This window comes from Streptomyces venetus (assembly GCF_039540295.1).
Classification (GTDB): Bacteria; Actinomycetota; Actinomycetes; order Streptomycetales; family Streptomycetaceae; genus Streptomyces; species Streptomyces venetus.
Window position 1 is genome coordinate 456,070 of record NZ_BAABET010000002.1, and the last position, 12,111, is coordinate 468,180.

The following is a 12,111-nucleotide window of genomic DNA, read 5'->3' on the forward strand; positions in this document are numbered from 1 at the left end:
ACTACCTCAGCACTGTATCCACGGCTCTGTGGCCGGAGAACAGCGTTTGTGTAGCTCTCGAGGAACTGTGGTGGCACAAGGTGCGTCAAAACGGGGCAGGTTGAGCATCTCTCCGCTCCCCCGATTGGTCTGAACCTATTGACAGGACCGTTGGTCTGGACCACTTTCTTGTCATGTTCAGATACAGGCGACACCCACGGCTGTGGCCGGGCGCCCTCATGGCCGCCCTGGCCCTCACTGTCACGACCGTCGGCCAGGCGTCCGCCGCCGACGTCAACAACGCCAGGAACGCCGGCTTCGAGTCGGGCCTGAGCGACTGGACCTGTTCCGCGGGCAGCGGCACGGCCGTCTCCTCCCCGGTGCACACCGGCACGGCGGCGCTGAAGGCCACCCCGGCGGGGCAGGACAACGCCCGCTGCGGTCAGACGGTGAAGGTGCGGCCCGACTCGACGTACACGCTGGGCGCCTGGGTGCGGGGCGGGTACGCCTACCTGGGCGTGACGGGCACCGGCACGACGGACGTGTCCACCTGGACCCCGGACTCCTCCTCATGGAAGCAGCTGTCGACGTCCTTCAGGACCGGCCCCTCGACGACATCGGTGACGGTGTACACGCACGGCTGGTACGGGCAGGCCGCGTACTACGCCGACGACGTCTCGGTGTACGGGCCCGACGGGGGCGGCGGCACCGACCCGGGTCCCACCGTCCCGGCCGCGCCGAGCGGCCTGAACGTCTCCGGCACGACGTCCTCCTCGGTGTCGCTGGCCTGGAACACCGTCTCGGGCGCCACCGGCTACAACGTCTACCGCGACGGCACCAAGGTGACGGCGGTGACCGGCACCTCGGCGACCGTCACCGGGCTCGCGGCCTCGACGGCCTACTCCTTCCGGGTGACGGCGGTCAACGCCGCCGGTGAGTCGCCGAAGTCGGCGGCGGTGACGGGGACGACGAACACGCCGAGCGGCCCGGGCCCCGCCCTCCCCAAGCACGCGGTGACCGGCTACTGGCAGAACTTCGACAACGGCGCCACGGTCCAGAAGCTCGCCGACGTCCAGTCCCCGTACGACATCATCGCGGTCGCCTTCGCGGACGCGACCCCGACGCCGGGCGCGGTGACCTTCGCCCTGGACTCGGCCGGCCTGGGCGGCTACACCGTCGACCAGTTCAAGGCGGACATCAGGGCCAAGCAGGCCGCCGGGAAGAAGGTCGTCGTCTCCGTCGGCGGTGAGCGCGGCGCGGTCACGGTGAACGACGCGGCCTCCGCGACGAACTTCGCGAACTCGGTGTACTCCCTGATGCAGACGTACGGCTTCGACGGCGTCGACATCGACCTGGAGAACGGGCTGAACGCGACCTACATGACGCAGGCGCTGCGGTCGCTCTCGTCGAAGGCGGGCTCGTCGCTGGTCATCACGATGGCGCCGCAGACCATCGACATGCAGTCGACGTCGAACGCCTACTTCCAGACGGCCCTGAACATCAAAGACATCCTCACGGTCGTCAACATGCAGTACTACAACAGCGGTTCCATGCTGGGCTGCGACGGCAAGGTGTACAGCCAGGGCTCGGTGGACTTCCTCACCGCCCTGGCCTGTATCCAGCTGGAGGGCGGCCTCGCCCCGTCCCAGGTCGGCCTGGGTCTGCCGGCCTCGACCCGGGGCGCGGGGAGCGGCTATGTGGCGCCGTCGGTCGTGAACAACGCCCTGGACTGCCTGGCCAAGGGCACGAACTGCGGTTCGTTCAAACCGCCCAGGACGTATCCCGGCCTGCGGGGCGCGATGACCTGGTCGACGAACTGGGACGCGACGGCGGGCAACGCGTGGTCCGCCGCGGTGGGGCCGCATGTGCACGCGCTGCCGTAGGCACCGCCGGCCTCACCCCGCCGGACGGTAGTGGCCGAGCACCCAGGCCAGCTGCGGGAACCACTCCTGGAGCCGCGACCTGGGCTTGGCCTCCACCAGGCACTCGAAGAACCGGCCGTCCACATGGATGACGGCGACCATCAGCGCCTTGCCGTTGGGGCTCGCCTGGTAGTGGACGCTGCGGATCTCGGGCCAGCGGAACTCGATCGACAGCCCCGACGACTCGAAGGCGACGCCGGACGCGTCGACGACCACCGCGTTGCGCTTGTCGACGGCGAGGAAGTCCGGGCCGGCCGGTGCCGGTTGGGGCGGGACCTGGCCGTACGGAGGCGGTGCGGGCGCGTGCGGCGGCGCGGGCGCGTACTGCGGCGGCGCGGCTGCGTACTGCGGAGGTGCGGGGGCGTACTGCGGCGGGGGCGGGCCGAAGCCGGGGCCGGGAAGTGGAGGTGGCTGCTCGGTCATCCGTCGATTCTCCCTGCCTAGAAGAACTCCCCCCACGGCTGGTCCCAGATCTGCTTCACGCACAGGACCAGGAACAGCAGCCCGGCGATGCCGAGCATGGCGTTGCTCACCGGACCGTTGCGCCACTCGCGTGGCGTACGGGAGGAGTTCAGGAGCCAGATCAGGGTGGCGGCGAGGAACGGCATGAAGGCCGCGCCGAGGACGCCGTAGATGATGACCAGGCGGAACGGCTGGCCCTCGAAGAGCAGGATCATCGGCGGGAAGGTCAGCCAGAGCAGGTAGGCGCGGAAGGGCCAGGAGCGTTCGCGGGTCCCCGAGGCGACCTCCTCGCCCTTGGCCTGCCCCGTGCCGGTCAGCCGGGCCACGAAGTCGGCGAACATCAGGCTCACGCCGTGCCAGACGCCGATCAGCGAGGTGAAGGACGTGGCGAAGAAGCCGACCAGGAAGAACTTCGCCGTGGCCGCGCCGTACTCCTTCTCCAGGATGTCGCTCAGCTGGACCAGGCCCTTGTCGCCGCTCGCGATCGCGACGTTCGCGGAGTGCAGCATCTCCGCGCCGACGAAGAGCATGGCGATCACGAAGATGCCCGTCGTGATGTAGGCGACGCGGTTGTCGAGGCGCATGACCTTCATCCAGCCGGTGTCGGTCCAGCCCTTGGCGTTGACCCAGTAGCCGTACGCCGCGAGCGTGATGGTGCCGCCGACGCCGCCGATCAGGCCCAGGGTGTTGAGGATCGAGTCCTTCTCGTCGGGCAGCACCGGCAGGAGCCCCGCGAAGGCGTCGCCGAGGTTCGGGGTGACCCGGATCGCCAGGTACACCGTCACCACGAACATGACGCCCACCAGGATCGTCATGACCTTCTCGAACACCGCGTACTTGTTGAACCAGACGAAGACCAGACCGACCAGACCGCAGGCGATGCCCCACCACTTCAGGTCCATCACGTCCGGGAACAGCGCCTGGAGCGGCAGCGCGCTCGACGACATCGCCGCCGCGCCGTAGACGAAGCCCCACACGACCACGTACACGGCGAAGAACCAGGTGGTCCAGCGGCCGAGGCTCGCCCAGCCGTCGAACAGGGTGCGTCCCGTGGACAGGTGCCAGCGGCCCGCCGCCTCGGCCAGTGAGATCTTGACCAGGCAGCCGATGATCGCGGCCCACAGGAGGGTGTAGCCGAAGTTGCTGCCCGCGATCAGCGTGGCGACCAGGTCACCGGCCCCGACCCCGGTCGCGGCGACGACGATGCCGGGCCCGATGTACTTCCAACTGGCCTTGCGCGGCTGAGGGGGGTGCTGGGCTTCGTTCTCCGTGGTGTTGCCCGTGATATCCGCCATGAAGGTCAAGAAACATCAAAGAGGCCGGGCCGACAAGAGGGCGTGAGGCAATCGGCCTAGGGGCGCGGGGCAGTGCCGATATGCGGCTCCGCCGCGTGGGCGCGACCAGCCACAACAGACCCGCGGACCGGGAGCAGGCCAAGGCGGCTGGACGAACCGCCAAGGCCCCCCAGCGGAGCGTCACGGCTGTCGCCGACCACAGCCGTCCGCCCCGCACGTACCGAGTTCGAACCACACGGTCTTGCCCGGCCCGTCCCGATGGCACCCCCAGCGCCGGGCGAGCGCGTCCACCAGGAACATCCCACGGCCGCTCTCCCCGGTGCCCGCGTCCACCACCCGGGGCACCCGGCGCTCCGCGTCGGCCACCTCGCAGCGCAGTACGCCGTGCGCGGCGAACAGGGTGAGACGGAAGCGGCTGCCGCCGTGCAGCACGGCGTTGGTGGCCAGTTCACCCACGAGCAGTTCGGCCACGTCCACCACCTCACCGAGTTCGGCGAGGCCCCAGTCCTCCAACTGTCTGCGCACCTGCGCGCGGGCCTCGCGGACGGCGGCGGGGCCGGGGCCGTACTCGACACTCAGGTGGCCCGCTCCCAGGGGTGGTTGCGGGAACGGGCCGTACCGGGCGTCGGGGTCCGGGAGGTGTCGCCCGGAGAGTCGCAGCATGGGTCCAGGGTGTCTCCCGGGGCGGGCCGGCGCAGGGGGAGGACTACCCGATCCCCTACCTGCTCGTGCAGGTGAGGGCCGTCCCCGGGGACGGCGTCACGCGTACTGGAGGCGGACCGTGGAGCCCTCGGCGTCGTCGCGGATGTCGACGTAGGCGCAGACCTGACGGGCGTACCACAGGCCCGGCCCGGGCTCCTGGCCGGAGGACCGGGGCGGGACGAAACCGGCGAGCGGGTCGCCGACGGGGCGGGCCGAGCGCAGTTCGCAGACGCAGGCGGGCGCCTCGCCCCACAGCAGGGCGGTGCCGTCCAGGGGTGCCAGGGCGGCGGCCGCTTCGGCGACAGCCGTGGCGAACAACTCGGCGTCGGCGGCGGCGAGTCCCCGCGCCTCCGCCCAGGCCTGCACGGCGGCGGCGTGCGGTCCGGTGAGGGGCTGCGCACCGGCCGGGGGCAACGGGAGGGGGACGGCGTCGAGTTCGGCGGCGAGCCGCACCGGGTCCTCGTACACGTCCGTGTCGGGGTGGGCACGGCGCGCCGCGGCGACGACGGCGAGCCCCGCGGTGCGGGTGTCGTAGGCGCACAGGGCGATGGTGGCCATGGGCGCGAAGAGGAGGTTGGCGAGGGACTCGTAGCGGATCCACTCGGTGGTCTCACGGGCCGAGCGGCCGGCGCGGCCGCTCCAGACGGGCTCCATGAGCAGGTGGATCCGGCCGCCCGGGCCCGCGTTGCCGGTGAGGTAGGCGGCGGCCCGGGCGACGGCGTTGGCGGCGGAGCCGGTGTACCAGTCGGTGTGCGGGACGTGGACGACGTCCTTCGCGTCGCTGCCGAGGGCGTCGCGCAGGAGGTCGAGGTTGCGGGGGTCGGCGATGGCGACGGGCGGTGGTTCGCCGGGTGCGGCGAGGCCTTCGCCGAGGAAGGGCAGGGCGGCGGCCACGAAGGCGTCGTCGGAGTCGAAGACGGCCATGCGGTGGTCGAACGCGGCGGGCGTCGCGGGCTGTCGGGTGGTCATACGGTCCCCCTCGGGAGGTGGGCGGTTCGCCTGGTCTGTGGTGGGGCGGGTCAGCGCTGTGCCGTCACCCAGGCGGCGATCTGGCTGCGGTTGCTGAAGCCGAGCTTGCTGAGGATGCGTTCGACGTGGCCTTCGGCGGTGCGGCGGGCGATCACCAGACGGTCGGCGATCTGCTGGTTTCCGAGCCCTTCGGCGACGAGCCGGGCCACCTCGGTCTCGCGGCGGGTGAGGCGGACCGCGGTGTCCTCGTACGGGGCCTCCGGCGCTCCGGGGCGGGGGCGGGCCGGTTCCTGGAGCGCCTGGGCGACGAGTTCCGCGAGGCCGAGGGCTGCGCCGCGCCGGTGCGCCCGCTCGAACGCGTCCGGTCCGAGGGCCAGTCGGGCCCGCTCCTCGGTGTCCCTGCGTACGGAGGTGAGGGTGCGCGCGCCCCAGCGGGCGGCGTCGATGTCGGTCCAGACGCGGTCGGCGCCGCCGAGCAGCACGGCCGCGTGCCGGTGGGCGCCGCGTTCGACGGCGATGGACGCGAGCAGGTCGAGGGTGAGGGCGATGCCGATGACGTCGTGGACGGCGAGTTTCAGGCGCAGGGCGTCACGGGCGTGCCGCTCGGCCAGGGGCCAGTCGCGGCGGACGGTGTGCGCGAGGGCCAGCATGCGCAGTACGTACGACCGTACCCACTGCTCGCCGTGCCGCTCGCAGAGCGCCAACGCGTCCTCGCACACCTTCACGGCACGGCCCGCCTCGCCCAGGAAGCCCAGCGCGCACGCGAGTTCCACCTGGTCGAGGCCCACGAAGCTCAGGTGCTGACCGGGCACGGGGCCGCGGGCGACGGTGGCCTCGAAGTGCACGAGCGCGCCGGGCAGATCGTCGCCGAACAGCTTCAGGACGCCGATGACGTACTCGGCGTGCGCGGCCTCGGCGGCGTCGCCCAGCGCCCGGGCGAGGGCCAGGGCGTCGCCGGCGTGGCGGCGGCCCCGGGGGAAGTCCTGGGTGGCGGCCGCCAGCAGCCCGGCGACCCACAGGCCGCGGGCCCGTTCCCGGGTCGGCTCGGGGTTGGCTGCCAGCGCCCGGTCGAGCCAGTACAGGCCCTCGCGGGGGGCTCCGCAGGCGTGCCAGTAGAACCAGAGGGCGCCGGCGATCCACAGTCCGGCGAGGGCTTCGCCCGGGGTGGAGAGGCTGAAGTCGAGGGCGGCGCGCAGGTTGTCCCGGTCGGCGCGCAGCAGGGCGACGGTCTCCGGCTGCCCGGGCCCGAACCAGCCCCGCTCGCAGTCCTCGACCCGCCGCAGCATCCAGTCCCGCTGCCGCCGCCGGGCGGCGTCCTCCTCCCCCGCCGTCCGCCGCAGCCGCTCGAGCCCGTACTGCCGCAGCGTGTCGAGCATCCGGTACCGGACACCACCGGGCCCCGGCTCCCGGCCCAGCACCGACTTGTCCACGAGCCCGGCGACGGCGTCGAGAACTTCGTCGGTACGAAGTCCGACGGGAGCGGTCCCGGCATGCCGGTCCCCTGCGGCGTCAACGGCCGGGGGCGCGGTGATACTGCCCCGGTCCGACACGGCCGGGGGTGCGATGACGCCGCCCTGGCCGGACACAGCCGGGGACGCCACTTGGCCGGACACCACCGGAGGCGCCATGACGCCACCTTGGCCAGACACCACCGGAGGCGCGATCACACCGCCCTGGCCGGGCACAGCCGGGGACGCGATCACACCGCCCTGGCCAGACACCACCGAAGGCGCCATCACACCGCCCTGGCCGGACACCACCGGAGGCAGTGTCAGGGTGCCGGGGCACGGCACGGGGTGGGGCGGGGCCGGGCCGCCGGGGCTGACGCCGGGGTGGGAAGCGACCGGGAGATCGGGGCGCGAGGCGGGCAGCGGCGCGAGCCCGCCGGCCGGGCCGGGCACGGACGGCACCGCGCCCCCGGGAGCCCCTGCGAGCGGGGGCAGCGTCACGGTCGCCGCGAGCGCCTGCGCGGGCCGGGCACATTCACCGGACGTCACTCCCCGCACCGCTCCGCCGGCGCGGCCCGCCGGACCCTCCGGCCGGAGAACCTGCTTCGGCACCAGGCCGGTTCCCCGCCCGGCCTCCCCCGCCCCGGGACCGGCCGCGCACACCGCCTCCGCCGTTTCCAGGTCGAAGCTGCCCGCGAGGACCGACAGCCGGGCCCACACCGACTGCTCGGGGCCGGTGCACAGGTCGTGGCTCCAGGCGACCGCCGCCCGCAGGGTCTGGTGGCGGGGCAGGGCGGCGGGGCTGCCGGTGGTGAGGAAGCGGTAGCGGTCGTCGAGGCGGTCCAGGAGCTGGTCGACGTCGAGGACGCGCATCCGCACCGCGGCGAGTTCGATGGCGAGGGGCAGACCGTCGAGGCGGCGGCACAGGCGGGCCACGGATTCCAGGTTGCCGCGGGTGAGCCGGAAGCCGGGGACGACCGCGGCGGCCCGGTCGGCGAAGAGGGTGAGGGCCGGATACCCCTCGGCGGCGGACAGGTCGCCGTCCGGGTCGGGGACCGGCAGCGGCCGTACCTCCAGCAGGTGTTCCTCGGTGAGCCCGAGCCGGTGCCGGCTGGTGGCGAGGACGCGGACTCCCCCGGTGCCGTGCAGCAGCGCCGCGGCGAGCCGCGCGCAGGCGCCCACCAGATGCTCGCAGTTGTCGACGACGAGGAGCAGCCGCCGGTCCCGCACCTGCTCGACGAGGGCGTGCAGCGGCGGCTGGGCGGAGTGGTCGTGCAGCCCGAGCGCGTCCGCGGCGGCGAGGGGCACGAGTGCCGGGTCGTGCAGTCCGGACAGGTGCACGAAGCGCACGCCGTCCGGGAACGCCCTCCGCACACGGGCCGCGATGCGCGCGGCGAGCCGGGTCTTGCCGACACCGCCCGGCCCGGTCAGCGTCACCAGCCGTGCGCGGGCCAACAGCTCGCGGCCCTCGTTCAGTTCGCCACGCCGGTCGACGAAGCTGGTCGTCTCGACCGGCAGTTGGTGATCCCGTCGTGGCGCTGATCCGCCCATGATCAGCCAGTCCTCTGGAGGAGTGTGGTCCCGGGGGGCCCGGACAGTCCGGATCCCCCTGCGCGAACCTTCACTCTCTCCCGCCGCGTACTCGTATGCACGCGCGCGTCACACCCGTGGGTGTACTTCGCTCGGGACACCTCGACCTCAGCGTCGCACGCGTACACTGCGCGGCCACTTTCAGTCTTGACCTGCTCATGCCATTAGCAGAACGATATGCGCCACCCGCACCACGCACGTCGCACGGAACAACCCCACCTCCCACAAGGAGATTTCATGCGACTTCGCACACGAGGCCCCGGTGCCCGCACCGGCAGACGCGCCGCGGCACTCGCCTCGCTTCTCGCGCTCGCCCTGGCGGCGCCCCTCTACTCGACGACCACCGACGCCACCGCCGACAGCGCGCCCAAGGCGGCCGTCCCGTCCGACGACGTCCGGCAGTACGAGGTCCATCTGCACTCGACGGCCGCCGACCGCACAGCACTTCAGCGCACCGGCGTGACGGTGGACGAGGCGCACGGTCACGGGGTCGTCGTCTCCGGCCGCGCGGACCAGATCAGGAAGCTGCGCGCCCAGGGCTACGAGGTCACCGCGCTCGGCGCGGTCCCCGACCGGTCGGCCGGAAGGGGCGACGTCCGGCTGTTCGACTTCCCGTCCGCCGACTCGCGCTACCACAACTACGCGGAGATGACGAGCGAGATCAACTCGATCGTCTCGGCCAACCCGTCCATCGCGAGCCAGCGTGTGATCGGCAAGTCGTACCAGGGCCGGAACATCGTCGCCGTCAAGATCAGCGACAACGTCGGTACCGACGAGTCCGAGCCGGAGGTGCTGTTCACGCACCACCAGCACGCCCGTGAGCACCTCACCGTCGAGATGGCGCTCTACCTGCTGCGCGAGCTGACCGACGGCTACGGTTCCGACTCGCGCGTCACCAGCATGGTGAACAACCGCGAGATCTGGATCGTCCCGGACGTCAATCCGGACGGCGGCGAGTACGACATCGCCACCGGCTCGTACCGCTCGTGGCGCAAGAACCGCCAGCCCAACTCGGGTTCCTCGTACGTCGGTACGGACCTGAACCGCAACTGGGACTTCCGCTGGGGCTGCTGCGGCGGCTCCTCGGGCTCGACGTCCTCCGAGACGTACCGCGGGTCGTCCGCCGAGTCCGCGCCCGAGGTGAAGGTCGTGGCCGACTTCGTGCGCGGCCGGGTCGTCGGCGGCAAGCAGCAGATCAAGGCCGGCGTCGACTTCCACACGTACAGCGAGCTGGTGCTGTGGCCGTTCGGCTACACGTACTCCGACACGACGACCGGGATGACCGCGGACGACAACGCGGCCTTCAAGGCGGTCGGGCAGAAGATGGCGGCGAGCAACGGGTACACGCCGGAGCAGTCCAGCGACCTGTACATCACGGACGGGTCGATCGACGACTACCTCTGGGGCGCGCACAAGATCTTCGCGTACACCTTCGAGATGTATCCGCGGTCCGGGGGTGGGGGGTTCTACCCGCCCGACGAGGTGATCGAGCGGGAGACCTCCCGTAACCGGGACGCGGTGCTCCAGTTGCTGGAGAACGCGGACTGCATGTACCGGTCGATCGGCAAGGAGAGCCAGTACTGCGGCTAGCCGGCGTCTTCCTCGAAGTAGGCGTCCAGCACCGCGTCCAGCTCACTGTCCCACTCCGTGAAGCGGCTCCTGGCCGGCGCCTCGATCTCGATCGGGTACCAACGCCGGTCAGGAGTGTGGACGGTGACGGTGTAGCGCTTGCCGAAGCGGGCGGTCTCCGTCTCGACCGCGCCGATCTCGTCCCAGCGGAACTCGCACTCCTGGTCGTCCAGGACGAGCCGGACGCCTCTGTGGTCGGCGACTATTCTCGCGCGGCGGTCGGACGCCTCGAAGACGGGCCCGTCGGGCACGGCGTCCTCTTCGGACTCCGGGGCGGCCTGTTCGGACTCCTCGGCCTCCTCGGCCTTCCCGGCGTCCTCGACCTCCCCGGTGTCCTCGGCGTCCACCGCGTCCGCGACCTCAGGCTCCTTCTCCGGCCCGTCCTCCCCCGTCTTGTCTGCGGACGCGGGTGACGTGAGCCCGGGGATGAAGGCCGGGTCGAATCCGGCGCCTTCCAGGGGCTGGCTGCTCGAACCTATGCGCTGCTCCACAGCGGAGCAGTATGGTCGACAAACCTGTGTCACACACAGTCGGCCCCGGCATCGTTATCAGACGCCTACACGAACAAGCTCAGCACCGCCGCCACCACGAACCCCGCCACGGACAGCACACTCTCCAGCACCGTCCACGACTTGAGCGTGTCCCGCTCGCTGATGCCGAAGTACTTGGCGACCATCCAGAAGCCGCCGTCGTTGACGTGCGAGGCGAAGATGGAGCCGGCCGAGATGGACATGATGACGAGGGCCACGAAGGCCTGGGAGTGGTCGCCCTCGGAGAGGAGCGGCGCCACGATGCCCGCCGTGGTCACGATCGCCACCGTCGCCGAGCCCTGGGCCACGCGCAGGACCACGGAGATCAGGTAGGAGAGGACGATCACCGGCAGGCCCACGTCGTTGAACGTGTCGGAGAGGGCCTGGGCCACGCCGCTGGCCTTGAGCACGGCGCCGAAGATGCCGCCCGCGCCGACCACCAGCAGGATGTTGCCGACCGGCTTCAGGGACGCCGTGGACACCGTCTCCAGCGACTTGCGGGACCAGCCGCGCCGGATGCCGAGCAGGTAGTACGCGAGGAACAGGGCGATCGTGAGCGCCACGAAGGGGTTGCCGAAGAACTCGACCACCGAGCGGAGGGTGGACGGGTCCAGCGCGATCGAGGAGAAGGTCGCGGCGAGGATGAGGACCAGCGGCGTGCCGATGATGGCGAGGACCGTCGACAGGGACACCGGCTGCTCGCGCGGCGCCACCCCGGCGGCCCGCTGCTCGTCGATGACGGCCTGCTTGGCCTCCTCCGCCGCCTCGACCATGTCCTGCGGCACGGGGACGAAGATGCGGCGGCCGATCCACGCCGCGTACGCCCACGCGGCCAGCACGGCCGGCAGACCGCAGACGATGCCCATGAGGATGACCCAGCCGAGGTCGACGTGCAGGAGACCGGCGGCGGCCACCGGGCCGGGGTGCGGGGGCAGGAAGGCGTGGGTGACGGAGAGGCCCGCGAGCAGCGGCAGGCAGTAGAGCAGGATCGACTTGCCGGACCGCTTGGCGGCGGCGTAGACGATCGGTGCCAGGACGAAGATGCCGACGTCGAAGAAGACCGGGATACCGAAGATCAGGCCGGTGAGGCCCATGGCGAGCGGGGCGCGCTTCTCGCCGAACAGGCCGAGCAGGCGGCCTGCCAGCACCTCCGCTCCGCCGCTGACTTCGAGGATGGCGCCGAGCATGGTGCCCAGGCCGATGATGATCGCGACATGGCCGAGGATGCCGCCCATGCCGGACTCGATCGTGGAGACGGCGTCCGACTTCTGGACCGTGCCGAAGAGTTCGGTGACGGACAGTCCGGCGGCGAGGCCGACGGCTATGGAGACCGCGAGCAGGGCGACGAACGGCTGGAGTCTCATCTTGATGATGAGGAACAGGAGCAGCACGATGCCGAGCGCCGCGGTGAGCAGCAGTCCGGCAGTGCCGTCGACGAGGAGGAGCAGGCCTCCGGTGTGGGGTGGTGTCTCGGCAGGGGCGGATGCGGCGAGCGGAAGGGACATTCGGGGGTCCTCTACTTAAATGCATACGGCTTCTGGGTAGGGGGGAGCGCGGCACGGCGCATCGGTGGCGCCGCGCCTCA

Annotated in this window: 9 protein-coding genes; 2 read left to right on the top strand and 7 right to left on the bottom strand. The window is 71.6% G+C overall.

Going from position 1 to position 12,111, the window contains the following annotated elements; all coding sequences use genetic code 11:
* Nucleotides 1–173: 173 nt before the first annotated feature.
* Nucleotides 174–1,862 carry a chitinase gene (locus tag ABEA82_RS06985; protein ID WP_345660494.1) on the top strand — a complete coding sequence of 563 codons (1,689 nt, stop codon included), beginning with the start codon at nt 174–176 and terminating at the stop codon, nt 1,860–1,862.
* Between the two features lie 12 nt (nt 1,863–1,874).
* Here ABEA82_RS06985 and ABEA82_RS06990 read toward each other — a convergent pair whose 3' ends face one another.
* The 5 genes from ABEA82_RS06990 to ABEA82_RS07010 form a co-directional block, all read right to left on the bottom strand.
* Nucleotides 1,875–2,324 (bottom strand): hypothetical protein, encoded by a 450-nt coding sequence (locus tag ABEA82_RS06990; RefSeq protein WP_345660495.1) that lies wholly within the window; start codon nt 2,322–2,324, stop codon nt 1,875–1,877.
* Nucleotides 2,325–2,341: 17 nt separating this feature from the next.
* Nucleotides 2,342–3,658, bottom strand: a complete 1,317-nt coding sequence (locus ABEA82_RS06995; RefSeq protein ID WP_345660496.1) for an Nramp family divalent metal transporter — start codon at nt 3,656–3,658, stop codon at nt 2,342–2,344.
* Nucleotides 3,659–3,838: 180 nt separating this feature from the next.
* Complete coding sequence (locus ABEA82_RS07000; protein WP_345660497.1) at nt 3,839–4,321, bottom strand: ATP-binding protein; 483 nt, start codon at nt 4,319–4,321, stop codon at nt 3,839–3,841.
* 96 nt (nt 4,322–4,417) lie between these two features.
* On the bottom strand, nt 4,418–5,329 hold the full coding sequence (locus ABEA82_RS07005; RefSeq protein ID WP_345660498.1) for an anti-sigma factor RsbA family regulatory protein: 912 nt from the start codon (nt 5,327–5,329) through the stop codon (nt 4,418–4,420).
* Between the two features lie 50 nt (nt 5,330–5,379).
* Nucleotides 5,380–8,328, bottom strand: coding sequence for a LuxR C-terminal-related transcriptional regulator (locus ABEA82_RS07010; RefSeq protein ID WP_345660499.1), 2,949 nt, complete (start codon nt 8,326–8,328; stop codon nt 5,380–5,382).
* A 276-nt stretch (nt 8,329–8,604) separates the two neighbouring features.
* On the opposite strand from ABEA82_RS07010, the gene ABEA82_RS07015 reads away from it, so the two are divergent.
* Nucleotides 8,605–9,957 carry a M14 family metallopeptidase gene (locus ABEA82_RS07015; RefSeq protein WP_345660500.1) on the top strand — a complete coding sequence of 451 codons (1,353 nt, stop codon included), beginning with the start codon at nt 8,605–8,607 and terminating at the stop codon, nt 9,955–9,957.
* Here ABEA82_RS07015 and ABEA82_RS07020 read toward each other — a convergent pair.
* Entirely contained in the window at nt 9,954–10,487 is a 534-nt protein-coding gene (locus tag ABEA82_RS07020) for a hypothetical protein (protein ID WP_345660501.1), read from the bottom strand. The two genes, ABEA82_RS07015 and ABEA82_RS07020, sit on opposite strands and share 4 nt — an antisense overlap.
* Before the next feature lie 65 nt (nt 10,488–10,552).
* Nucleotides 10,553–12,031 (bottom strand): GntP family permease, encoded by a 1,479-nt coding sequence (locus ABEA82_RS07025; protein ID WP_345660502.1) that lies wholly within the window; start codon nt 12,029–12,031, stop codon nt 10,553–10,555.
* Nucleotides 12,032–12,111: the final 80 nt, after the last annotated feature.